The sequence below is a fragment of the Micromonospora sp. NPDC000663 genome (genome assembly GCF_042898105.1).
Classification (GTDB): Bacteria; Actinomycetota; Actinomycetes; order Mycobacteriales; family Micromonosporaceae; genus Micromonospora.
In genome coordinates, this window is record NZ_JBIAYR010000016.1 from 68,054 (window position 1) to 91,287 (window position 23,234).

22 protein-coding genes are annotated in these 23,234 nt (G+C 72.9%); 12 read left to right on the forward strand and 10 right to left on the reverse strand.

Annotation, left to right across the window (positions count from 1 at the left end):
- Nucleotides 1-3 precede the first annotated feature (3 nt).
- Entirely contained in the window at nucleotides 4-3,978 is a 3,975-nt protein-coding gene (locus ACFY1S_RS29015; RefSeq protein WP_387124052.1) for a CHAT domain-containing protein, read from the reverse strand.
- A gap of 201 nt (nucleotides 3,979-4,179) precedes the next feature.
- Here ACFY1S_RS29015 and ACFY1S_RS29020 point away from each other — a divergent pair, with 201 nt between their 5' ends.
- Nucleotides 4,180-5,052: an aldo/keto reductase gene (locus tag ACFY1S_RS29020; protein WP_387124054.1), complete on the forward strand. Its 873-nt coding sequence runs from the start codon at nucleotides 4,180-4,182 to the stop codon at nucleotides 5,050-5,052.
- 125 nt (nucleotides 5,053-5,177) lie between these two features.
- Here ACFY1S_RS29020 and ACFY1S_RS29025 read toward each other — a convergent pair whose 3' ends face one another.
- Nucleotides 5,178-5,951, reverse strand: a complete 774-nt coding sequence (locus ACFY1S_RS29025) for a lipase family alpha/beta hydrolase (RefSeq protein ID WP_387124056.1) — start codon at nucleotides 5,949-5,951, stop codon at nucleotides 5,178-5,180.
- Nucleotides 5,952-6,155: 204 nt separating this feature from the next.
- Between ACFY1S_RS29025 and ACFY1S_RS29030 the strand changes: the two genes are divergently transcribed.
- Nucleotides 6,156-7,511, forward strand: coding sequence for a pentapeptide repeat-containing protein (locus ACFY1S_RS29030; protein ID WP_387124058.1), 1,356 nt, complete (start codon nucleotides 6,156-6,158; stop codon nucleotides 7,509-7,511).
- A 4-nt stretch (nucleotides 7,512-7,515) separates the two neighbouring features.
- Here the strand turns inward: ACFY1S_RS29030 and ACFY1S_RS29035 are convergent, their stop codons facing one another.
- Entirely contained in the window at nucleotides 7,516-8,097 is a 582-nt protein-coding gene (locus ACFY1S_RS29035; RefSeq protein WP_387124060.1) for a TetR/AcrR family transcriptional regulator, read from the reverse strand.
- A gap of 217 nt (nucleotides 8,098-8,314) precedes the next feature.
- On the opposite strand from ACFY1S_RS29035, the gene ACFY1S_RS29040 reads away from it, so the two are divergent.
- The 3 genes from ACFY1S_RS29040 (at nucleotide 8,315) to ACFY1S_RS29050 (ending at nucleotide 11,425) form a co-directional block, all read left to right on the forward strand.
- Nucleotides 8,315-9,781: an MFS transporter gene (locus ACFY1S_RS29040; protein WP_387124062.1), complete on the forward strand. Its 1,467-nt coding sequence runs from the start codon at nucleotides 8,315-8,317 to the stop codon at nucleotides 9,779-9,781.
- 92 nt (nucleotides 9,782-9,873) lie between these two features.
- The gene (locus tag ACFY1S_RS29045; RefSeq protein WP_387124064.1) at nucleotides 9,874-10,842 is read left to right on the forward strand and encodes an SEC-C domain-containing protein; all 969 of its coding nucleotides are present in this window, start codon (nucleotides 9,874-9,876) and stop codon (nucleotides 10,840-10,842) included.
- Nucleotides 10,843-11,014: 172 nt separating this feature from the next.
- Nucleotides 11,015-11,425, forward strand: a complete 411-nt coding sequence (locus ACFY1S_RS29050; protein WP_364362659.1) for a hypothetical protein — start codon at nucleotides 11,015-11,017, stop codon at nucleotides 11,423-11,425.
- Nucleotides 11,426-11,581: 156 nt separating this feature from the next.
- Here the strand turns inward: ACFY1S_RS29050 and ACFY1S_RS29055 are convergent, their stop codons facing one another.
- The 3 genes from ACFY1S_RS29055 to ACFY1S_RS29065 form a co-directional block, all read right to left on the reverse strand.
- Nucleotides 11,582-12,013, reverse strand: coding sequence for a hypothetical protein (locus ACFY1S_RS29055; RefSeq protein ID WP_387124067.1), 432 nt, complete (start codon nucleotides 12,011-12,013; stop codon nucleotides 11,582-11,584).
- A gap of 78 nt (nucleotides 12,014-12,091) precedes the next feature.
- Nucleotides 12,092-12,355, reverse strand: coding sequence for a DUF6244 family protein (locus ACFY1S_RS29060; protein ID WP_203175910.1), 264 nt, complete (start codon nucleotides 12,353-12,355; stop codon nucleotides 12,092-12,094).
- Between the two features lie 126 nt (nucleotides 12,356-12,481).
- Nucleotides 12,482-12,700: a winged helix-turn-helix domain-containing protein gene (locus tag ACFY1S_RS29065; protein WP_364362656.1), complete on the reverse strand. Its 219-nt coding sequence runs from the start codon at nucleotides 12,698-12,700 to the stop codon at nucleotides 12,482-12,484.
- Nucleotides 12,701-12,968: 268 nt separating this feature from the next.
- Between ACFY1S_RS29065 and ACFY1S_RS29070 the strand changes: the two genes are divergently transcribed.
- The 6 genes from ACFY1S_RS29070 to ACFY1S_RS29095 all read left to right on the forward strand — a co-directional run bounded on the left by ACFY1S_RS29070 (nucleotide 12,969) and on the right by ACFY1S_RS29095 (nucleotide 15,890).
- A complete protein-coding gene (locus tag ACFY1S_RS29070; protein ID WP_387124069.1) occupies nucleotides 12,969-13,184 on the forward strand; it encodes a hypothetical protein in 216 nt (71 codons plus the stop codon).
- A complete protein-coding gene (locus ACFY1S_RS29075; RefSeq protein WP_387124071.1) occupies nucleotides 13,181-13,804 on the forward strand; it encodes a hypothetical protein in 624 nt (207 codons plus the stop codon). Before ACFY1S_RS29070 ends, ACFY1S_RS29075 begins: the two co-directional genes overlap by 4 nt.
- Nucleotides 13,798-14,226, forward strand: coding sequence for a hypothetical protein (locus tag ACFY1S_RS29080; RefSeq protein ID WP_387124073.1), 429 nt, complete (start codon nucleotides 13,798-13,800; stop codon nucleotides 14,224-14,226). The genes ACFY1S_RS29075 and ACFY1S_RS29080 overlap by 7 nt, the downstream gene beginning before the upstream one ends.
- Nucleotides 14,227-14,299: 73 nt before the next feature.
- Nucleotides 14,300-14,809, forward strand: coding sequence for a hypothetical protein (locus tag ACFY1S_RS29085; protein ID WP_387124075.1), 510 nt, complete (start codon nucleotides 14,300-14,302; stop codon nucleotides 14,807-14,809).
- A 293-nt stretch (nucleotides 14,810-15,102) separates the two neighbouring features.
- Nucleotides 15,103-15,309, forward strand: coding sequence for a nuclear transport factor 2 family protein (locus tag ACFY1S_RS29090; RefSeq protein ID WP_387124077.1), 207 nt, complete (start codon nucleotides 15,103-15,105; stop codon nucleotides 15,307-15,309).
- Nucleotides 15,310-15,353: 44 nt separating this feature from the next.
- Nucleotides 15,354-15,890, forward strand: a complete 537-nt coding sequence (locus ACFY1S_RS29095; RefSeq protein WP_387124079.1) for a TetR/AcrR family transcriptional regulator — start codon at nucleotides 15,354-15,356, stop codon at nucleotides 15,888-15,890.
- 376 nt (nucleotides 15,891-16,266) lie between these two features.
- Here the strand turns inward: ACFY1S_RS29095 and ACFY1S_RS29100 are convergent, their stop codons facing one another.
- From ACFY1S_RS29100 to ACFY1S_RS29115, 4 genes are all read right to left on the reverse strand, one after another.
- Nucleotides 16,267-16,824 carry an RDD family protein gene (locus ACFY1S_RS29100; protein ID WP_387124081.1) on the reverse strand — a complete coding sequence of 186 codons (558 nt, stop codon included), beginning with the start codon at nucleotides 16,822-16,824 and terminating at the stop codon, nucleotides 16,267-16,269.
- Between the two features lie 78 nt (nucleotides 16,825-16,902).
- Nucleotides 16,903-17,748 (reverse strand): hypothetical protein, encoded by an 846-nt coding sequence (locus ACFY1S_RS29105; RefSeq protein ID WP_387124083.1) that lies wholly within the window; start codon nucleotides 17,746-17,748, stop codon nucleotides 16,903-16,905.
- A 2-nt stretch (nucleotides 17,749-17,750) separates the two neighbouring features.
- Nucleotides 17,751-20,282 carry an FtsK/SpoIIIE domain-containing protein gene (locus ACFY1S_RS29110; protein ID WP_387124085.1) on the reverse strand — a complete coding sequence of 844 codons (2,532 nt, stop codon included), beginning with the start codon at nucleotides 20,280-20,282 and terminating at the stop codon, nucleotides 17,751-17,753.
- 146 nt (nucleotides 20,283-20,428) lie between these two features.
- Nucleotides 20,429-21,226, reverse strand: a complete 798-nt coding sequence (locus ACFY1S_RS29115; protein WP_387124087.1) for an SGNH/GDSL hydrolase family protein — start codon at nucleotides 21,224-21,226, stop codon at nucleotides 20,429-20,431.
- A 193-nt stretch (nucleotides 21,227-21,419) separates the two neighbouring features.
- On the opposite strand from ACFY1S_RS29115, the gene ACFY1S_RS29120 reads away from it, so the two are divergent.
- Nucleotides 21,420-22,952 carry a M1 family metallopeptidase gene (locus ACFY1S_RS29120; protein WP_387124089.1) on the forward strand — a complete coding sequence of 511 codons (1,533 nt, stop codon included), beginning with the start codon at nucleotides 21,420-21,422 and terminating at the stop codon, nucleotides 22,950-22,952.
- Nucleotides 22,953-23,234 lie beyond the last annotated feature (282 nt).

The following is a 23,234-nucleotide window of genomic DNA, read 5'->3' on the forward strand; positions in this document are numbered from 1 at the left end:
CCGTCACGGCCCGAGGTGCGCGTAGCCGGCCCACGTGTCGGGTAGCCCCGGCAGGGCGGCGCGGAGCCGGCGGACCGCCTGGTGCAGGGCCGCAGCCGCCCGGTCGGGCGCGATCCCGCCGGGCACCGCCAGGCCGTCGTACACGTCCGCGCAGAGCTGGGCCGTCAACGCGTCCGAGATGGACCAGAGCGCGCCGATGACGTGCCGGAACCCGGCGAGCTGGAACGCGGTGCCGAGGGTGAGCGCCTCGTCGGGCAGGGCCGCGCCGCCGCGTACCGTCTCGCAGGCGGACAGGACGGCGAGCGCCGCCGGGTTGTGGGCGGGTCGCCACAGGTCCCGTACGTGCAGCGCGCCGCCGGCCAGCGCGAGGTGTCCCCAGGCCGGGGCGCGCAGGTCCTGGGTGCCGTGACAGGACAGGTGCGCGACCGGCTGCCCGGGAAGCGCGGCAAGCACCGCCGCCGGGGTGGCCGCCGGGCCGAGCAGCGAACGGACCCGGGGCAGGTGCCGGCGGACGATCTCCTCCTCCCGGCCGACGCCGGGCAGGTCGGCCAGGCCCGGGGTCCGGGGCATGCCGACCACGAGCGCCGAGTCGACAGGTTCGGCTCGGGCGGGTACGCCACGGCGGGCGTGCGCCAGCGCGCGCAGCGAGGCCGTGTACGACGGCACCACCCGGTCCAGGACCCCGTCGCCGCCGTCGAGGGGGCCGGCCGCATGCAACGGCAGCAGGGTGAGCAGCCCGGTGGGGCACCACCACAGCCGGGGCCAGTCCGGCTCGGACGGCGCGGGTGTGGGCAGGGCGGCGTCGAGCACCGGTGCGGCGACGGCCCGCCACAGCCAGTCCAGCGTGTCGGCGACCGCGCCCCGGGCCGCAACCCGGCGGCGCTGCGTCTGCGGCTCGGCGGCCTCCGGCTGGGCCGGGCCGGTGAGCACCGCGATCGCGGTGAGGAATCCGGCCGTCCGGCTGACCAGTTCGGCAAGGGTCAGGCCGGGCAGCGGCACCAGCTCGACCCGGCCGTCGGCGACGACAAGCGCGTCGCAGCGCCGGGCGGCCACGTTGACCAGCACCACGGGACCACCGGCGGCGGCCCCGGCCAGCGCGGCGAACGGCGGTGGGCGCAGGAAGTCGGCGAACCCCTGCCGCTCACGGATCTCGGCAAGCACCTCACGCCGCCGTACGGCGAGGTCGTAGCGCCGTTCCGGAGCCGGCCCGGACGGACCGACAGGTGACATCGACACGGCCGGCGGCACGGCGAAGTCGTCGAGGGTGGCCTGAATCTCGGTGAGCCGGGCGGCCAGCCGGGGTGCCTGCGCGCGGAGCGCGGCCAGGTCGGCGCCCGCGTCGTGGGCCCGGGTGAGCAGGACCCCCCGGCCGTACTCCAGCAGCTCGACCGCGCGCTCCGGCCGGCCCAGGTCGACGGCGACGGCCGCCGCGTCGCTGGCCAGCCCGGAGAAGAGCCCGAGCAGGCGGGCCTGGTCGTCGGGGTCCATGCCGTGCCAGGCCACCAGGTCGATCAGCTCGATCGCTGTGGCGTACCCGTCGAGCGCGGCAGGCAGGTCACCCGCCGCCTCGGCGTGCGCGGCATACCGGCTGGCCGCCCTGGCGCGCAGCAGCGACGGCGCGGCCTCCACCCGCGCGGCGGCGCGCAGCGCCTCGGTCGCCTCGGTCGACTCGGTTGCCTCGGCCGACTCGGTTGCCTCGGCCGACTCGGTTGCCTCGGTCGACTCGGCCGCCCCGGCGACGGCCTCCAGGGCGGTGGCGAGGTTGCTCAGGCACATGGCGCGGGCGGGATGGTCGGCGGCCAGCGCGTCGACCGCCCCCCGGTACGCGGCCAGCATGGCCTCGCCGTCGGCGCGTACCCCGTCGGCGTCGGCGCGTTGCGCCCGGAAGCGCAGCAGCAGGGCGTTGCCGAGGTTGGTGCGGATCCGGTGCCGGTCCACGTCGGCCGACGGCAGCCCGTCCAACCGCTGGAGCAGGCCGATCGCCTCGTCCAGTGCCGCCGGGTCGTCGCGCAGTCGGTGCCGCAGCAGGTGGGCCAGGGCGAGGGTGGCGAGCGTCTGGGCGTACTCGACCGGTTCGGCTTCCCGCTCGGCCAGGTCGGCAGCCTCGCGCAGGGCGGTGATCGCGGCGTCGGAGTCCCGGGCGACGCGGGCCGCGACCCGGTCCTCCGGTTCCCCGCCGGCGGGCAGCGCGCCCTCGACGGCGAGTTCGACACGGCGGTTCAGCGCGGAGCCGTAGTTGGTGAGCGCCAGCATCCGGTCCGGGTGCCCCGGTGGTGCGGCCTCGGTCGCCTCGGCCAGCACCCCGACGGCCTCGGTGAGGGTCGCCAGGTCCTGCGTGGAGGCGAACAGGGACTGCAACACCAGGCCCAGGTTCGAGCGGTAGCGGGGCAGCAGGGCGGCGTCCGGGGCGGCGGCGGCCACCGCGTCCCGCAGCGCCACGGCGGCCGGCTCCAGCAGCTCCGGCTCCCCCGCGAGGTCACTGAGTTCCCGCAGCGTGTTGCCGAGGTTGTTGAGCACCTGGTGGCGCAGCGGGTCGGCGCGGGGCAGCAGCGAGCCGGCCTCGGTGAGCGCGTCGCGGGCCGCCCGCAGCGCGTCCACCCCACCCAGGTCGGCCTGTCCCCTGGCGAGCGTGTAGCCGAGGTCGGCGAGCCGTCGGGCCCTCCCCGCCGGGTCCCGCTCGGTGGCGACGGCGTCGCGCACCAACCGCACCGCCTCGGTGATGTCGTCGACGCGTCGCCGCTGCTCGTACCGGGTGACCAGCAGGCCGGCCAGGGCCTGCCGGGCGTCGGCGCGGTCCGGTCCGCCGTGGGTCGACCCGACGGACCCCACCACCCGGTACGCCTCGATGGCGGCGTCGAGGTCGCCCGGGGCGCCGTCGGCCTCGTGCCGTACGGCGAGCAGGGAGGCGAGCCCGGCCTGGGCGGTACCGGCCAGATCCGGGGCGAGCCCTCCGAACCCGCTCAACGCCGACCGGTACGCGTCGATCGCGGCGTCCCGGTCCCGGTCTGCGCGGTCGCGCAGGAACCGTTCGGCAAGAGCCGTGCCGTGCAGCGCGGCCATCCAGGGATCGCCACTGTCGCGGGCCGCGCCGAGGGCGTCGACCGCCTCGTCGAGGTCGCCGGGCCGCCTGAGCAGCCGCCACCTGTCGCGTAGGCGCTGCCCGAGGTTCGCGCGTGCCATGGCCGCCACCGGGGCGGCCGCGCCGGCGGTCCGGGCTGCCTCGCGCAGCAGGGTGATCGCCTCGTCCAGGTCGGCCGGGTCGTTCCCGGTGTCGTACCTGTCGCCGAGGACGTTGCCGAGGTTGAACAGTCGCGCCGGCCGTTCCCGGTCCCCGACTGGGGTGGACTCCAGGCTCTCCCGGTGCGCGTCGATCGCGGCCGGCAGGGCGCGCCCGCGCCCGAGGTGCTGGAACTGGTCGCGGTGCACCTTGCCGAGCGCGGACAGGTAGTGCGGGCGCTCCGGCGCGCCCGGCGGAGTGGCGGCGACCGCCTGGCGCAGCAGCGTCTCGGCCCGGTCGGCGGCCCGGTAGTCGTTGCTCGCCTCCGCCGCGCCCATCAGCATGACCGCCTCCACGTACCGGGCGCCGGCCGTGTCGTCCGCCGGCCGGGGGTTCGGGACGCGGGCGCCGCCCGGGCGCGCGAGGCCCAGGACAGCCAGCAGCGACGGCGGAACCCGGTGCGGGGCGACACGCAGGAGGAACTCGGTGAGCTGGACGGCTCGCGCGAGGTCGTCGGCGTCCTCGCCCGGGGGCAGCAGCTGGTAGCGGTACGAGTGCAGGCAGGCGAGCAGGACCATGCCCTCGGCCACCTGCTCCGGCAGCGGCCCGTCCGTCGGCGTGCCGGCGACCAGCTCCATGACCATCTCGGCGTCGCGGATCGCGCCGGAGTCGAGCACCTCACGGGGGCTCAGGGTGGCCGCGAAGCGGTCCAGCCGCTCCCGCAGATGGCGTACCGGGTCGGACCTGAACCGTCGCCACATCGCGCCTCCCCCGACCGGCCTGGTTCAGGGGTAGCAGACCGGACAGGTGGCATGCCAGTGGCAGGAAGATGCGAATTCCGGACAGCTGTCGTGTTCCCTCCCACAGGCTCCTCCAGGGTAGGGCGGCGTGATTCGGGGGATCATCAGCTGGGCGGCGGGTGGCTGGCCTCCCGCCGCGACGACATGATTGGGGAACCGCGTATGGCGACCGACATCAGCAAGCAGCCCGCGAAGGCGTCCGGCACGTACTCGATCGGCGGCGACATCCAGGTCAACCGGCTCGGCTACGGCGCGATGCAGCTCACCGGACCCGGTGTGTGGGGCGACCCGAAGGACCCGGCCGAGGCGCTGCGCGTGCTGCGCCGGGCTGTCGAGCTGGGCGTGACGTTCATCGACACCGCCGACTCGTACGGGCCGTTCGTCTCCGAGCTGCTGATCCGTGAGGCCCTGCACCCGTACGCCGACGATCTGGTCATCGCCACGAAGGCCGGGCTGAGCCGCTCCGGCCCCGGCGACTGGCGGCCCCTGGGCCGGCCGGAGTATCTGCGCCAGCAGTGTGAGCTGAGCCTTCGCCACCTCGGCCTGGACAGCATCCCGCTGTACCAGTTGCACCGGATCGACCCGCAGGTGCCGCTCGCCGACCAGTTGGGCGAGCTGGCGTTGCTGCGCGAGGAGGGCAAGATCCGGCACATCGGACTGTCCGAGGTGAGCGTGGAGCAGATCGAAGAGGCGCGGGCGATCACCGAGATCGTCTCGGTGCAGAACCTATACAACCTCGCCAACCGCAGCGCCGAGGACGTGCTGGAGTACTGCGAGCGCAACGACCTGGCGTTCATCCCGTGGTTCCCGATCGCGACGGGCGAGCTGGCCCGACCGGGCGGCCCGCTGGACGCGATCTCCACGGGCCACGACGCCACGCCCGCGCAGCTCGCGCTGGCCTGGCTGCTGCGCCGCTCCCCGGTGATGCTGCCGATTCCGGGTACGTCCTCGGTGGCGCACCTGGAGGAGAACGTGGCAGCCGCCGACGTGCGGCTCACCGACGACGAGTTCGAGGCGCTCGCCAAGGCGAGCTGACCCGCTGCGGGTCGGACGCCACCGGTTCAGCCGGCGGTGTCCGACCCGCAACGTCGCCCACCCGACACTCGCCGGCGCAGCCGCGCGGGCGACCCCCGTTTCGGGGACCGCCCGCGCGGGTCGGATCAGAGCGCCACGCAGTTGGGTCGCACCGGGCCGTCGACCAGGGCGCCGCGCACGATTGTGTACGCGGTGCCGTCGAGCACCAGACCGAGGTGCCCGACGACCCGCAGCGGGCAGTACGCCTGGATCAGCACGTTCGTCGCTCCGTCGTTCACGGCGGCGTTCCCGGTGGGGCGGACCAACTCGTCCTGGAGGGTGCGGATGGTGGTGTACCGCACCGCGCCCGGTGTGTCGTCACCGGCGTTGAGGTCGGCGAGGAACGCCGAACCGATGGTCATCTGTTGGCAGGCCACGACACCGGCGCAGCTGCCGAGGCCCAGGAACGCCACGATGTTCGCCACGTAGGTGCCGTACTGCGGGGTGCCGAGGCTGACGTACCTGCCGATGGTGGCGGTGCCGCCGAGCCGTTTGAGGTAGTAGCGGCTGACCAGGCCGCCCTCGGAGTGGGCGACGACGTCCACCGTCGACGCCCCGGTGCTGGCCCGTACCTGCTCGACGAAGCCGGCGAACGCGCGGGCGGAGGCCGGGATGTCGCCGAGGCCGAGGCCGGGCAGTTGGTAGATGAAGGTGCGGTAGCCGTCGCCGCGCAGCCGGGCGGCGATCGGCTCGTACGCGACGGCGACGCCGCTGAGCCCGCCGACCACGATGACGGGGTTGGCGGCGGCTGCCGGTGCGGGGTTGGCGACGAGGGTGGGGGCGGCCGCCGCCGGGGTGGTGGTCGCGAGGACGGCGGCGGTGGCCAGGGCCAGGGCGAGGGCGGTCTTTCGGAGCAGCATGGCTGCACCTCCGGAGGGAGGCGCCCGGCGGACCGGGCAGGTGGGTGGGGGTGTCCGGTCGACCGTGCGCCGATGATGCCCGCAACAATTTGGAAACGTCAATGGCTTGTTACGCGCCGGTAACCCGTTGTTCCACCGAGGGTGCAAACCGGCATAACGCCGCGCTCCATATCGGACGGAGCTGCCGGCTGGCATGCTGTGGCAGTGGCCGCGGACGAACCCCCCGAACGCCAACTGCGGGTGATGCCGTGGTGGCTGGTCCTGGTCGGTCTGCTGGTCGCCGTCGCCCTCGGCTGGCTGGTCCTGGACCTGCTGCTCACCGAGGCCGACCGGGCCGGGCAACCGGACACCCGCGCCACCCTGCGCATCGACGCGATCCGCACCGGGTTGACAGTGGTAGCCGGCACCGGCGGCGGGCTGGCGCTGCTGCTGGCCGCCCGCCGCCAGTGGATCGCCGAACGCGCGCAGCGGCACCAGGAGAGCGTCGCCGCCCGCGACCAGGCCCACCGCGACCGGGTGCAGGCACACGCCGAGTCGGTGGCCGAGGCCGCGCAGCACCACCAGGACCGGCAGTCCCGGTCGGCCGAACACGACGCCGCCGAACGCCGGCTCACCGAGCTGTACACCCGCGCGGTCGAGCTGCTCGGCAACGACAGCGCGGCCGTACGCCTCGGCGGGCTGCACGCCCTGGAACGCCTCGGGCAGGACAATCCGGCGCAGCGGCCGACGATCGTGGCGGTGCTCTGCGCGTACCTGCGGATGCCGGCGCCGAACGACGAGCCGCGCGAGACGGAGGTCCGGCGCACCGCGCAGCGGGTCCTGACCCGGCACCTGCGCGCGGGCGACGCGGACCACTGGCCGGGCATCGTCCTGGACCTGACCGGCGCCGCGCTCGTCGACTTCGACGCCGCCGGCTGCACGCTTGTCGACGCGGACTTCAGGCGTGCGGTGTTCACAGGCACGACCAGCTTCGCGGGCGCGACGGTGCGCGGGTCGCTGCTGTTCGGGGCGGTGGCCGTCGGTGACGTGGTCTTCGACGGCCTCAACGCCGAGGCGGAGGTCGTGCTGGACGGCGTGCGGTTCGGCGGGTCGGCCAGCTTCGAGGGGGCCGCGTTCGACGGCCTGTCCTGCCGGCGGTCCCGCTTCGCCGGCCCGACCTCATTTCGTCGGGCGACCTTCGGCCAGCCGACCAGCTTCGACGCGACCCGCTTCGAGGACACCGCCTCGTTCCGGGAGGCCGAGTTCCTCGGCGCCCTGTCGATGGAGCACACCGAGTTCGGCGGGTCGGCCAGCTTCCGCTCTGTCCGCTTCACGAACATGGCGCTGTTCCGCTGGACGATCTTCGAGGCCGAGGCGCTGTTCGACGGTGCGCGCTTCACCGATGCCGCGAACTTCGGCAGGGCCCGCTTTCACAGCATGGCCAGCTTCCGCGACGTCCACTTCAGCCGGCCGCCGCAGGTCGAGCAGGCGCGGGCGGTGATCGATCTCGGTCACCGCTGGCCGGCGGGCACCGTCGTGAAACGGCTCGACGACGAGTGGCTGCTGCTCGTTGACGGTTGAGCGGTCAGCGGGCGGCGGCCGTGGGGCGCAGCCCGTCGAGGGCCACGCCGAGCACCCGGTCGCGCTGCTCGGGCGAGGGGAACTGGGCCATGGTGAGGCCACTGATCAGCCGCACCACGTCGTCGAACACGATGTCGTCACGCACCACGCCGGCGGCCTGCGCGCGGCGCATCAACGGGTCGCCGGCGGCGTAGATCTCCGTACGGCAGCTCTGGAAGATCTCCGAGTCGTGCAGCAACTGCTCGGCGAGCGCCCTCTTGGTGGCGACGTACGCGACGAAGCGGTGCAGCCACGCGACAAGCGCGTCCCACGGGGGCAGCTCGGCCAGGTCGGCGGCGGAACTGCTCAGCGCCCGGACCTCCTCGACGTAGACGGCCTCGAAGAGGTGCCGCCGGGTCGGGAAGTTGCGGTAGAGCGTGCCGATGCCCACCCCGGCCCGGCGGGCCACGTCCTCCAGGGAGGCGGCGGCGCCGTTCTCGGCGAACGCGTCACGAGCCGCCATGACCAGGGCGTCGTAGTTGCGCCGCGCGTCGGCTCGTTTGGGCCGGCGCGCGAAGACCTCGGGCGTCTGCCCCCCGCTGGTCATGACGTGCGTCACCTCATCCTGGTTGCATCCGGAGGCATCCCTCCGCTAGCTTAGTGGAGGCACCCCTCCGGAAATGCCGGAGGGAACCCTCCGGTTAGCTTACCTCGGGACCCGCCCGATCCGCCTGGCCACCCGATCGCCCGGACCCGACATCCCGCCCGCCGCAGACGGCAGGGCCACAAATCTCCCTCCGTACCATCATCAGGAGTTCTCTCTCGTGTCAGTGACCTCCCGACGCAGCTCGCGTCGGCTCACCTTCACCGTGCTCGCGGCCGGCGCCGGGTTCTTCGCGATGCTCCAGTCGTTGATCACTCCGGTGCTGCCGACCATCCAGCAGGACCTGCACACCTCCCAGAACACAGTGACCTGGGTGCTCACCGCCTACCTGCTCTCCGCGTCGATCTTCACGCCCATCCTCGGTCGCGTCGGCGACATGGTCGGCAAGGAGCGGATGCTCGTCGTCTCGCTCGCCGCGCTCGCCCTCGGCTGCCTGCTGGCCGCCGTCGCGCCGAACATCGGCGTCCTCATCGTCGCCCGGGTCGTGCAGGGCATCGGCGGCGCGGTGTTCCCGCTGTCGTTCGGCATCATCCGCGACGAGTTCCCCGCCGCGCGGGTCGGCTCCGCCGTCGCCGCCATCTCGGCGATCGTCGCCGCCGGCGGTGGCCTTGGTGTCGTGCTCGCCGGCCCGATCGTCACCGCGCTGGACTACAGGTGGCTGTTCTGGATCCCCATGGTCGTGGTCGGGCTGACCGCCGTCGCCGCGCACCGGTTCGTGCCCCAGTCGCCGGTGCGTACGCCCGGCCGGATCGACTGGCGCGCCACAGTGCTGCTCTCCGGCTGGCTTGTCGCGCTGCTGCTCCCGATCAGCCAGGGCGCGTCCTGGGGCTGGACCTCCACCCGGGTGCTGGGTCTGCTGGCGCTCGCCGTGGTGCTGCTCGTCGGCTGGCTGGTCGCCGAGGTGCGCTCGGGAAACCCCCTTATCGACATGCGCATGATGCGCCTGCCCGGCGTCTGGACCACCAACCTGGTAGCCCTGCTCTACGGCGCGTCGATGTTCTCGGTGTACGCGTTCCTCCCGCAGTTCGTGCAGACCCCCACGTCCGCCGGCTACGGGTTCGGCGCCAGCATCAGCCAGGCCGGCCTGCTCATGCTGCCGATGCTCGTCGCGATGTTCGTCGCCGGCCTGGTCGCCGGGCGACTCCAGGCGGTCTTCAGCGCCAAGGCGCAGCTCGCCACCGGCGCCGCGTTCAACGTGGCCGCCTCCGCGATGCTCGCCGCCGCGCACGACACCCGCTGGGAGGTCGCCGTCGCCGGTGGCCTGGTCGGCCTCGGCATCGGCCTGGCCTTCGCGTCGATGGCCAACCTGATCGTCGGCAGTGTGCCGGCCAGCCAGACAGGCGTGGCGACAGGCATGAACGCCAACATCCGCACCATCGGCGGCGCGATCGGCGCCGCAGTGGTCAGCGGCGTGATCACCGCCCACCCGCAGGCCAGCGGCCTGCCCCGGGAGGCCGGCTTCACCACCGGGTTTCTCGTCCTCACCGCGATCGCCCTGGCGGCCGCCCTCGCGGCCCTCGCCGTCCCGTCCGCCCGGCGGGCGTCGGCCGGTCGCCGGCCGTCCACCTCGACGATCGTCGAATCCGAGCTAGCCGGCGAGTTCGCCACCATGCCCGCCACCCGCTGAGGTCCGTGTCGCGGCCCGGGCGGTTAGCCGCCCGGGCTGCGGCTTGTCCGGGAGTACGCTGACCGCCCGCCCTCGTCGCCCAGGATGTGCCCATGCCCGAGATGTTGACCACCGAGCGGATCGAGGAGATCGGTTCGGCGGGATCCGAGAGCCCGGACCCGGCGGCGCTCGTCGCCGAACTGGTGGGCGCCGTCGACGAGGGGCGTGTCGCCGACCCGGACGACACCGGGTACGCGCTGCTCGTCGCCGCGGACATCCTGGAGCAGGCAGGCGACCTGGCCGACGCGCTCGCCCTGGCCACCCGCGCCATCGCCGAACAACCCGACGAGGACGCGTACGCCCGGGCGGTGCGCGGCGGCCTGCTGCTGCGCCTGGGCCGCTCCGACGAGGGCATGCGCGAGCTGACCGAGCTGCGTCCGCTGCTGGAGACCCACCCCGACGCCACGTACCTGGTGGACGAGCTTGCCGAGTCCGGCCACGCCGAGACGGCGCTGGAATGGCTCACCGGCGCGCTGGACACGATCCTGGAACGCACCAGGACCCAGCAGCACGAGTCCGAGGATGCACAGGACGAGGCCGCCGCCATGATCTACGGCCTCGCCCAGCGGCGGCACGACCTGCGCGAAGAGCTGGGCCTCCCCCACGACGAGTACGACAACCTCGCCGACCGGCTACGCGCCGCCAGCAACCACGCCCTCGACGACGGCCCGGCGACGCTGCTGTACTGGCCGCAGGTCGAGTTCGACGCCCTGCTCGCGCGCTGGCCGGCACTTGTCGACAGCTACCCATCCACCTGGGACGAGCACCGTACCCAGATCGAACGCGCCCTCACCGAGGCATCCAACCTGGGCGGCGCCGACCTGGGCGTGGTCGCCGGCACCGTCGAGGGCCTGGCCGCCTTCGCCGGCGACGACCCCATCGACGAGGAAACCCTCGACGAGTACGCCGACAGCCTCGACGAGACAGGCGTGACCGCCTGGCCACCCGGCCGCAACGACGCCTGCTGGTGCGGCTCGGGCACCAAGTACAAGAAGTGCTGCCTACCGCGCTCGCGCGCCTGACCGCGCCGAATGGGCTTCGCCGTGTCGGCGCAGGGCCGCCCGGGCGATGTCCCTTGAGCCTCCGACCCCACCCGACGGCCGCCCAGCACCCCACGATCGATCGATGTCGGTACGTCCCCGCGAAGGTTACGGTGACCGCAGGTATGCACCCACTCCAATAGGGAGGACCGCCGTGCGCCGCGTCACCACCACCATCGGCCTGCTCGGCCTGTTCCTGTTCGCGCTGCTCGCGCCAACACCAGCGAGCGCGGCCACCGACGTCGAGGTCACGTCCGCGACCCTGGTCGCCCGCGGCGTGGCCGTGGACCTCACCATCACCGTAACCTGCGCATCCAGTCTGAACGGCGGCGCCGAAATGAGCCTGCGCCAGCGCTCCGGCGACCGCGTCGCCTACGGCAGCGGCTGGACGGCCGTCCATTGCACCGGCGCGCCGCAGGCCGTGACCGCCCGGGTGTACGCGGAGGCCGGCGGTTTCGCCTTCAACCGGGGCGTCGCGCTCGCCGTCGGCGGCTTCGAGCTGTGTGGCGAGGTCGGCTGCGACTACTCGCCGCGCTTCGAGGGCGAGGTCCGCGTCACCCGCTGACAGTCACCCGGAGTGCTCGCAGCGAATCTCCTGCGAGCACTCCGGCCTCGTCAGTTATCCGTCGGCTGAGGCCCTCACCACGCGCGGTGACACCTATCCGACAGCACACTCGGTGCAGCTCGTTGACGTGCCAGGCCTCTGGATGAGGCACACGGGTCACCCCGCAGCTTCGATTGCCGCTTCCACCTTGTCGAGGTAGTTGAACCACCACTCGCCCTCGTCCGGCTGGGACGCGGTGGCGAGGAGGTTCGCCGCAACCACGAACACGGCGGTCGCGCCGTCCGCACTGCTCCCGACTACTGGGGGATTGCCGGTAGTCACGGCGACCAAAAGAGCATGCACACCCGCTGCCGAAACCCCGGCCCACTGTTCCTGCTGGCTGATGTTGCGCGACAGTTCGTTGACCTGCTCGGGCGATGGCCGACCATCGTGCACCTCGAACAGAACAGCGGCGTTCACGGCCAGCGTCAGCTCGACGGCCTTGGTGAGGGTCTCCTGGCTACCAACAAGAGCATCCAAGGCGCCTTCGAATCTGCCGGAATCACGGTGCACAGCGGCATCCAGGACAGCTCTGACGAGAGTCTCCACCTGGTCATCGATCCTCACGGCTGATGACCGGTCTCACCGCTGCGGGTGGATGGCTGGCTGTGCTACCACCACCCGTGCTCAGTTTCCCAGCGCTCGGACCTTGGCGATCGTCTCCTGGACGTGCTGCTTGGCCGGCTCGCCACCCTGGGACGCCTGCGCGAGAGCCTGCCGGTACGCGTCGATCATGCCGATGAGCGGGCCGGCGGCCACACCTTCGAGCGCCCCGGCGACGAGCGCCCGCGCCTCGGCCGCGTCCTGCGCTGCCGCTGCGGTCTTGGCCTTCGCCTCGTCGAGCTTCTGCGACGCCGCCGCCAACCTCGCGATGATCTGTGCTGCGCTCACGCGCACCCTCCCCGTGGTCGACCATCGCCTCCACCACCGCACCGGCGGAGACCACATCGGAGCGTACGAGATCCGCGCACCCAGCGCGACCGCGTGATCCCATGGCGTCCTCGGGACAGGCCCTGTTCAGCGCTCCGTGACGAACACGCCGAGTCCGTGCACGCCGTGCACCCAGCCTTGGGTCTGAAGGACCAGGATCGCTTGCCGGACCACAGTCGTTGACACGCCATGCTGGTTCTTGAGCTGCACCGTGGACGGCAACTGGTCCCCCGGCGCAAGCTCTCCTGACTCGATCTGGCTTCGGATGTGATCCGCGAGCTGTTCCCATTTGGGCTTGACGGGCATATTGACTCCCAGGTCTGCACCGCCATTTGATCACGCGTGACTACTCATGACAAGTAACGTGTTGTCGTGCTTGCTATCCGTGACTAGTTGTGTAAAGCTCGAATCGACCGGCTCCCAGGTCTGCAAACCCGGAGTTGGTTTCTTCCCACCGCGCAGAGAGCGCCCGGCCGGCCGGTCCCCCCGTCCGGCCGGGCGTGCCGGGGCATGCCCGCGCGCTGCCCCGATGCAAAGAGCCTGAGCAAGGAGACCGACCCGACGGAAGCCCCCGATGTCCGATCGACCCGACGAACACCCGAGCGACCCCGTACCCGAACAACGCCGCCGCTTCGTGTCCGATCAGGACGTTGAGGACGCGGACGACACCCTCTTCGCCCATTCACCCCGGGTGGTGCGTCGTTGGCTCTGCGGGTGCGGCGCTGACTATCCCTGCACGGAGGTGCGTTTCGCTCTCCTGGTCAAGTCCACGGCGGAGGCCGGCGAATGACCGCCGACACCGTGGACGACCTACGCGCCGCGTGGTTGGCCACGATCGCCGCCGCCGACCGCGCCGGCGCGCACCTGCACGGGGCGGGGCCACCCGGCCGGCGGTTGCCCTGGCAGGACGCGGTAACCGAATGCTGGCGGGCACTGAGCCTGGTCTACGCCGGCTTGGCCGCCGACCGGGGCTCGACGGAGGGGTCGGTTGGCGAACTGCTCGCCGGCCTGCGGGCGGCACGCGTCGACGCGGACCGGGCCGCCGCGCTGGCCGCCCGCGTCCGCTGGCGGTTGGGTGCGACCGAGGACCGGCTACGGCGTACCGGAATCGTGGCGGACGCGGTCGCGGCCCGGCACTTCGCCGCGGCCATCGCCCGGTTGGACCTGGCCGCCGCCCGGCTCGCGGTCGGCGGCTGCCGCATCGACCGCTCAGTGGCCGCGTTGACCGGCGAACCCACGCCGCTGACCTGCGAGCCGGCGGCACCGCCCACACCAGACAGACCCGACAGCATCGGTGACGCGACCAGCACCAACGCCGGCACCGACGAGATCGCGCACGGCTGTCACGCGGCGAGCGCCCTGGTGATCAGGCGACGCCGACGAAAGATCATCAGGGGGACGCGATGGTGACCGACCCGCACGCAGCGCTGCGCAGCCTCCTGGCCGGACGGCTGCGCGGCCACGAGCGGCGATTGCGCCGGTTCACCGAGGCGGACTGGCTGCGGTACGCCGATCTGCTCGCCGGGGCCCTGCTGGTGGCGGTGCGGCGGCGGTTCGTGGCCGGGCAGGATCGGGCGCCGGTGATCCGGTTCGTGGCGTCCGCGCGGGAACGCTACGACGCCACCGGGTACGACGTCGACCCGGTGCTCGGCGAGGCGCTGGTCTGGGCGGCCCTCGGCGAGCGCCCACCCGTGCCGGAGGGCGCGGCGGCGACCGTCGCGCGAACGGTGCTGCTGCTCGGCCTGCTCGAAGACGAGGGTCTCACCGTCAGCGAACGAGACGGCGTCCTGGCGGCCGTCGCGGGGACGATGGTGCGGCGGGAAGCGCCGTAGACTCTGCCGTCAGCAGTCGGACAGGGGGCTGACCACGTCGCCTGCCCGGCCCATAGCTGAGGAGCGACGGGACATGGCACCTGAGAGGACACGACGCCGGCGCGTGGTCATCGGGCTGTCCGGCTCTCTCGCCGTCATCACCGCCCTTGTCATCGTTGCGGCCGTCAGGTCGGGCCCACGGTCGTCCTCCTCGGCGGCACCTGCCCCCGGCCCGACCTCCGCCTCCGCGGCACAGCTCGCCCGGGCCTGCATCGCGCGGACCAAGGGCCAGGAGGCGGTGGCGTACTTCCAACGCGACATCCCCGCCGGCCGGTGGGGGGAACGGGTACGCGGCACCGCCTCGACGACAAGCGAACCGTACGTGCTGTGGCTCTTCGACGCCGACTGCACGGCGCACCGGGCGATGGAGGTGCCGCCCCGGACCAGCCGCACGTTCACGGCCCAGGTGGGTCAGGTCTGGTATTTCGCCGAGGCGTCCGCGAAGGAGCCCGGCGACGGCTGCGCCTGTCGCGTCTTCAGCCCGTCGAGCAGCGGCGAGCAGAGGTTCAGCGACGCCGGGGTCCTCACCTATCACCTGGACTAGTGCCGTGACCACGAACGTTTGAGGTGCTGGGTCAGGTGATTTGGCTCGCGACAAACGACACCGGAGGTTCGTGAGTTTGACTCCGTTGATCGGTTCGGCTGGTGATCGATCTCCGCGAGTTTTGACCGCACTCTGAGCCGCCGCCATGGGCTGGGCGGGGTCGCCAGCGGTTTGCAGGCAGAGCCCGGTGAGCGCGAGCATGTCGATCAGCCAGCCGGGGCCGTCGTTGATGTATCGGGCTTGCAGGAGGGTGTCCAGATGCGGTCTCGAGACGTGGTGGCCCGCAGATCGCGGTGGCGTTGTGGACGCTGGACGGGACGGCGACGCCCACCGGGAAGCATTTTCGCCAGGACTGCTTCGGGATCGTGCAGACCGACGCCGACGGGCTGATCACTCGATACGACGACTACTGGAACCCTCTGGCCGCCGTTGAAGCGCTGACAACCAGCGACCCCGAGGCAACCGGAACCGTGGGTGTGGCCGGCTCTTTCGGTAGCTGAACGGAGCGAACCGGCGGTCCAGGTGCCGTGGATAGGCTGACACCATGCCTGCCGCCGGGACGACCACGAAGAGCGATGAACGCCGTCAGCACGTTGTGGACGCGGCGGTGAGCTGTTTCGCGCGGAGAGGCTTTTACGGTACGACCACGAACGAGATCGCCGAGCGCGCCGGCATCTCGCAGCCCTACCTCTACCGGCTCTTCGCCAACAAGCAGGCGATTTTCGCTGCTGCCGTCACGCACGTCGGCGGCCTGCTGACCAAAACGCTCACCTCCGCCAAGACCTGCAACAACACGATGAGCCCGCCGCAAGCACTGCGAGCCGCGTACAGCACGCTCATCACCGACGGTGACGTCCTGCGCTTCCTCATGCACGCCAACTGTGCCACCGACGAACCGGTCATTCGCGATGCGGTCCGGACGTGTTATGCCCAGCAGGTAACGATCGTCCGCGAGCTGTTGGACGGTGACGACGAGGCGGTCCGGCAGTGGTTTGCCGCCGGCATGCTCGACAACGTCATCACCATGCTCGGCCTCGCCGACGTAGCCGAACCCTGGGCCGCCACGCTCATCGACGCCTAGCCATAGCGTCCTCGGCCACCCGCCCACCGAGGGTCCAGGCTGGCCATACCCATCTCGTTGAACCGGTGGATCAATTGCCGGATCGTGTCTCGTCCGCCTGAACCAGGCGAGCGATCGCCGGCACCGTGTTCCCACTGGCCGACGCCGGCACAACCATCGCCCGCCGTAATCGGATCGGTGAACCGGTACCTCTGCGAGTGATGCGCAGCAACTGCTGACCTTCCTGGTCGCTCAGCCGTCGCACACGTACGGGATCTGCCACCACCCCAGCCTGACCCCCACGACCCCGCAAGCGCCGCAGGCCGACGGCGTGTCAATCGACACCGTGAACGTTCATGGTCACGGCACTAGCCGAGGCCGGTGGCCGCCCGGAAGCTCAACGGATGCCGGCCTCGTGCAGCCGCCGGGTGGCGGTGGGGTCGATGCAGATCCGCAGCTCTGAAGCGAAACCTGACGTCCCACCGCCGGTGAACGCGTCCGCCAACGCTCCGACGACAAGCACCGGCATCAACAATGTCCTGATCAGCATGACCCAGCTCGCCCTGAGGCCGACCCGACTGCCGTCCTTGATCCGCACGAGCTGCGTGCCGGTGAGGACCCCGCCGAGCGCCCGGCCGTTGCCGAAGCACAGGCCGTAGACAAGCGGCACCACGACGAACAACGAGAGCACGACCACTGCGAGGACGTCGTCGGACAGGGGCATCGACCTGTCCACCAGGGCCACGGCCACGATCCCCACCCCGACCCCGAACAGGTAGACCGTGAAGTCGATGAGCCAGGCCAGGAACTGGCGTCCCGCACCCGCCCGTACGTAGAGGGCACCATTGTCGAACGTCGCGATCCGACTGGCCTTTCGCGCGCCGAGCACCTCCTGCGCGTCTGCTGCGGCGGCCTCCACTCGGGTCGTCCGCTGGCTCGTCGCGTGCACTGTCACAGTTGTCTCCTGTCGTTCGCCGGCATCGTAATGGCCGCAGGCACATGAGGCCTGTCGGCAGGCCGGACGGCGCCCATCTCAGCGCAGGGTGCGGAACAGCAGCAGGTAGGCGCAGTAGCCCATCGGCACCAGCAGGAAACAGATCAGGAACCCCAGCGGCAGGTAGCGCGGCGGGGTGCCGGCGACCATGGCGGGCCTCCCCCACCGGCCCAGCACCAGGTAGCCGCCGAAGAACGCCAACGCCGGCAACCCCGCGCAGATCCACGCGCCGAGCGCGAACCCGTCGACCAGGCCGACCCCGGAGGCGACCACAAGCGTCAACATGAGCACCCCGGCCGCCGCCCCGCACCCGGCGTAGACGGCGACGGCCCGGGCCAACGGCGACCACGTCGGCAGCAGCGCGGGCCGCTGGGCCAGCAGCTCCGCCTGGTGCCCGTGCCGGTCCGCCTCGTCGGCCATCCGCCGGGCCAGCTCAAGCTCCGTGGCCGGGTCGACAGCCACCGCGCGCTGCGCCGGCACCCCGGCGCCCGCCGGGCTCACCGCAGTCGGCAGCGCCAGCCGCGCCTCGCCCGCCGGCAACTGGGGGTACGCCTCGACACCCGCCCGCCCCGGCGCGCCGGCTGCGCCGTCGGGTCCGCCGTCCCCTGGCCCGGGTGCGTACGGCGGACCTGGTGCGGTGGCGGTGGCGGCCGGGCTCCACGGGGTGCCCGCGGCTGCGGGCGGGCCGGACGGCGGCTGGTCGATGCCGATGGCGCGGCCGAGCTGGTCGAGGCGGTGCCCCTGGGCCGTCAGCCGGTGGTGCAGGGAGTCGACGGCGGCGTGCAGGTCACGGCGGCGTTCGGACTCGGCGGCGGCGTGCTGTTCGCCGGCTCGGCGCTGCTCGGCGAGCTGTCGGGCCAGTGCCGCGTACTCCTCGAAGGACACCGTCAACGCTCCCCGTCCGGTTCGTGCCCGTCGCCGGCGAACGGCACGATCAGTCTGGTGCGCTGGTCGTGCCGGTCGACAAGCAGCGCGCGGTCGGCGCGCGGCGTGTAGGCCAGGTCGTGGACCCCGAGGTGCAGGGCCAGTTCGGGGCCGGGCACGTTGAGCGCGACCAGGCACGCGACGTCGTCGCGGTTCTGGGTGCCGCCGAGGTCGTCGGCGAGCCGACGCAGCCCGCGCCACCAGCCCAGCAGGTGCACCCCGTGGGCGGGGCCCTGGCGCAGCAGGGTGTGCAGGTCGTCCAGGCCGGAGCGGAAGCTGACCGGGTCGGCGGCCCCGAGCACCGGCGCGGCGGCGTCCATGCCGAACACCACCAGGTACTCGCGGCCGGCGGGCTCGGCGGCCAGCTCGGCGATCCGGTCGCGCAGCCCGGTCGCGTCGACGCGGCGGACCGGGTGGCCGGCGGCCCGCAGCGCGGCGTCTGTCTCGTCGGCGACCGGGTCGGCGGCGGTGACAAGCGACGCCAGCAGGAACCGGGCGTCGCCGGGGGTGTGCTGGCGGGCCAGGCTCAGCGTCGCGGCGCGCAGCACGTCCGCCCCGGCTGCGGCGGTGCCCACCACGGCGAGGTGCCGGCCGGGGGTGCTGTCCATCAGGAACAGCGCTGTGGTGCCGTGCACGTCGACGGTCCGGCCGACCAGGGCCATCGGGCGTCGGCCGCCGGGGCGCAGACCGGTGAAGGTGGGGTCGTCCTCGATCCGCGCGGCCTCGTACCCCTTGAAGACCGCCGGTGCCCGCGAGCCCGGCGGTCGGGCCTGCCACAGCTCGTGGCGCAGCGCGGCGAGGTCGGCCGCGGCGGCGTGCGCGTCGGGGAAGCGCAGCACGGTGTCCGCGCCCACCGCGCCGGCGGCGGTGTTGACGACGGCGGAGCCGATCGGCAGGGCCGCGGCGGCGTCGTTGAGCTGGTCGAGCACCCCACCCCCGCCGGGCAGGGCCACCCGCAGCGCGAACTGCCCGAAGATCGCCTCGGCGCGGCCGTAGAGCGCCTCGATGCCTGTCATGCTCTGGCTGGCCAGCACCAGGTGGACGCCGTAGGAGCGGCCCTTGCGGGCCAACTCCTCAAGCAGGTCGACGGACTCGCGGGCCAGCGCGTCGTTGCCGGCGAGCAGCACGTGGAACTCGTCGATGACCGCCACGATGCGCGGCAACGGATTGTCCCGGGGAAGGTCGGCGAGCTTGGTGACGCCGTGCCGCTTGAGGGCGGTGGCCCGGCGTTGCGCCTCGCGGCGCAGCTCGCGCAGCACGGCGAGGCCGTACTCGCGGTCGGATTCGATGCCGACGGCGCGGGCGTGCGGCAGCCAGGAAGGGTCGCGTGTGGTGGGCACGAACTCGGTGAAGCTCACGCCCTCCTTGAAGTCGAGCAGGTAGAGCTGCAACTCGGCAGGCGAGTACCGTGCGGCCAGCCCGTAGAGGACGTCGAGGAGGAAGACCGTCTTGCCGGCGCCGGTGCGCCCGCCGACCAGCCAGTGCGGGGTGGCGTCGTCGAAGGCCACGGTCAGCGGAGCGCGGCCGGCCCGGCCGACGACTGTGCGCAGGCCGTTGCCGGCCGACTCGGCCCAGCGCCGCTCGGGCAGCAGCTCGGTGAACGGCAGCGCGTCGGTGCGGCGGGCGGCGGCGCCCAGGTGCTCGGCGAGGGCGCGTACGGATGCGGGCGGCGGGTCGCCGTCGAGCAGCACGGGTGCGGCGAGGCCACTGCCGTCGACGCTGAACGGTGTGCCGGGCGGGTCGCCGACCTGCGCGTACCCCTCGACGAGTCGGATGGCGGTGGCGCCGCCCAGCGGCGGCGCGGTCTCGCCGGGCAGCCGGGACGGGTGGCCGGCGAGCAGCACGCAGACGGCGGCGGACGGGCCCGCGTGGGTGAGCGCCGCGAGGCGGGCCAGCTCGCGCGGCGCCGGCGCGGCGGTGGCGACGACCACCAGCAGGTGCCGGGCGGCGGGGTCGGCGTGCTGCGCGGCGCGGGCGTGCCGCTCGGCGGCGTCCAGCAGCGCGGTCACCTCGGCCTCGCCGGTGGCCGGCGGGTCGAGCACCCCGGCGTCGAGCAGCGGGCGCAACGGGCCGAACGTGGCGCCCAGCGCGGCGGTGTCGATGCCGGCGACGCGGACCTGCCCGGGCGGCGCGGTGGCGACCAACCGCAGCACCAGCGCCCGCAGCAGCCCGGCGACCCGGGAGTCGCGGGCGTCGGTGTCCAGGGCGAGATGGTGGCCGCCGCCGAGCGGCACGAGCACGGGAAAGCCACCGTCGGGTGTGGACGCCTCACCGATCCGGACGGCCGCCGGGGCGTCGGTGAGCCCGGTGGCGCCCGGGGTGGGGGTGGCCAGCGCGGCGCCGATGCGCGCCAGCCGGTCGACCACGTCGCCGGCGCCGACGGGCGCGGCGGGCGCCGGGGCGGCGCCGAGCGCGCCACGGGCGGTGTCCAGGTGTGCGCGGGCCGCCCGGTGGGCGGTGACCGCCTGCCCGTACGCCGACGCGAGCCTGCCCACGCTGTGCCTCCCACGCCACGGCCGTCCGGTTCGCGGAAACCCTAACGGACAGCGGTGACACCGGCACAGTACCGACCCGCGCGTTGTCCTCGCGGCGACCGACGGTCCGGCATGGACCACCGGCCGCCGCGGGTGGGGTGGACGGGTCAGCCGGTGACGGCGTTCAGCGCCGGCAGGTAGCCGTAGCGGTAGCCGTCGGCGTCCGGGTGGTACGCCTCGACGATCCCGGAGATGTCGTTGATCCAGGGGTCACCGGCGCAGACGCCGTGCCCGGCGAAGGTGGACCGGGTGTCGGCGAAGGTGGCGCCGGCCGCCCTGGCCCGGGCGGAGGTCACCGAGGCGAGCACGTCGGCGGCCTCGTTGAGGATGGTGCGCTTGTAGGTGCTCATGGCCAGCCAGCCGCAGGACGTCGTCTCGAACAGCCGCGGGTAGCCGAGCACGATCAGCCGGGCGTTCGGCGCCCGGTTGCGGATGGCGGCGTACGTGGCGTCGAGCCGGGCCGGCAGCGTCGAGGTGGCGAACGACTTGGCGGTGTTGACGGCGTTGGTGCAGGACGAGGTGCTGCCGAACCGGCAACTGGTGATGACGTTGGCGAAGCCGGCGTCGTTCCCGCCGATGGTGATGGTGACGAGTGTGGTGCTGGCGCTGAGCGCGTTGACCTGGTCGTTGAGAACGTCGGCGGTGACCGCACCGCCGCAGGCCCGGAAGGTGAAGCTGGTGACGCCGTGGGCGGCCGCCCAGAGCGGGGCGTACGACTTCTGGCTGCGCAGGCAACCGGACGTGTCGTACGGGCCGGCGCCGACACCTGAGGAGTACGAGTCGCCGAGCGCGACGTAGTTGACGGCGGCGGCCTGGGCGGTGCCGGGGACGAGCACGGCGCCGAGGGCGACGGTGAACGCGGCGACCAGCGCGGCCAGGGCGCGGGCCAGCGGGCGGTGGGGCATGACGGACCTCCACAGGACAGGGGGTGGTGGGATCCTGCGACCGCGCGCGTGGCCAGGGTTTGTTACTAGTCGGTAATGCTATCGAAACACGTAGATCAAGGGAATAGCTCGACACGATGCCCCGCGAGGCAGCGACGCTCACAGTTGTCGATTAGGTTGACGGCGTACAACCCCGATGGAGGGAGTCCACCTCGTGCGACGAGTCCTCACGGCGGCCACCGCCGCCCTGACCCTCACCACCGCCGGCACCATGCTCGCCGGCACCCCCGGCCAGGCCGCCCCGACGGCCTGGGGCCGACCCACCGTCACCGCCGCGCCGCAACCCGGCGCGCCCGGCCTGGGCGACACCTACTTCCCCGACTACGGCAACGGCGGCTACGACGTCGAGCACTACGACGTCCGGCTGCGCTACGAACCGGCCACCGACCGGCTCACCGGCACCACCACCATCCTCGCCACCGCCACACAGGACCTCTCGTCGTTCAACCTGGACTTCCTGCTCGACGTCGAGTCGGTGCGGGTCAACGGCTGGGAGGCGAGCACCAGCACCGCCGGTGTGCACGAGCTGGTGGTCACACCGGCCCGCACCATCACCCGCGGCCAGCAGCTCACCATCGTGGTGCGCTACGCCGGCGTCCCGTCGCAGACCCTTGTCGGCGGCTACACCGGCTGGACGCGCACCGCCGACGGTGCGCTCGCCGTCAACGAGCCCGAGTCGGCGTGGTGGTGGTTCCCGAGCAACGACCACCCACTGGACAAGGCCACCTTCGACATCTCCGTGTCGGTGCCCACCGGCGTCGAGGTGATCAGCAACGGCGTGCAGCCCCGGCAGCCGATCGCCGAGGCCGGCAACCGCACCCGGTGGATCTGGCGGACCACCTCCCCCACGGCCACCTACCTGGCCTTCATGGCCATCGGCCAGTACGAGATCGTCACCGACACCACGCCCGGCGGCCAGCCGGTGATCAACGCGTACAGCACCTCGTTGGGCGCGCTGCGTCCGGCCGCGCGGGCCAGCATCGAGCGGACCGCCGAGATCATCGACTGGGAGAGCGGGATCTTCGGCCCGTACCCGTTCGAGGCGCAGGGCGGCGTGGCCGGGCCGGTCGACGGCATCGGGTTCGCGTTGGAGACCCAGACCCGACCGGTGTACGGCCCGGGCTTCTGGCGGCGCGGCGCCAACACGTACGTGGTGGTGCACGAGAACGCCCACCAGTGGTTCGGTGACTCCGTCTCGGTGGCCGAGTGGCGCAACGTCTGGCTCAACGAGGGCTTCGCCTCGTACGCCGAGTGGCTCTGGTCCGAGGAGCAGGGTGAGGGCACCGCCCAGGAGCTGTTCGACTTCACCTACGGCAGCTACCCGGCCGACGACGACTTCTGGCAGGTGCTGCCCGGTGACCCGGGTGCCGCCCAGGTCTTCGACGGCGCCGTCTACGACCGGGGTGCGATGGCCCTGCACCAGTTGCGACTGGCCGTCGGTGACGATGCGTTCTTCGAGATCCTGCCCGCCTGGACCGCCGCGCACCGGTACGGCAACGGCACCATCGCACAGTTCCAGGCCCTCGCCGAGGACATCTCCGGCCTGGACCTGGACGAGCTGTTCACCACCTGGCTGTTCACCGCCGGCCGGCCGGACGTGGCCACCGCCGCACGTAAGGCGGCCCCGCCGACGGAGCCGAAGTCCTGGACCAAGATCCGCGAGGCCCACGAACTGATGTCGCACTAGGCGTCCGGAGTGCACCGGAATGGCCCGCCGCCCTGCGGCGGGCCATTCCGGTGCGCCGGCGTCCCGCGTTCTCGCGGTGCACGGACCGGCGACCGACCACTTCGGTGCTTGCCTGTCGAGCTGCCCCAGAAATGGGGCGATGACGGCGGCCCATATCTGGGGCAGCTCGACAGGGACCGTCGGAGGGCTGTTGGGGGGGGGGGGGGCGGGGCGGGCGCCCCGGGCCGGGGGGGGGGGGGCGCGGGGCGCGCGGCGGCGGCGGGCGGGGGGGGGGGCGGGCGG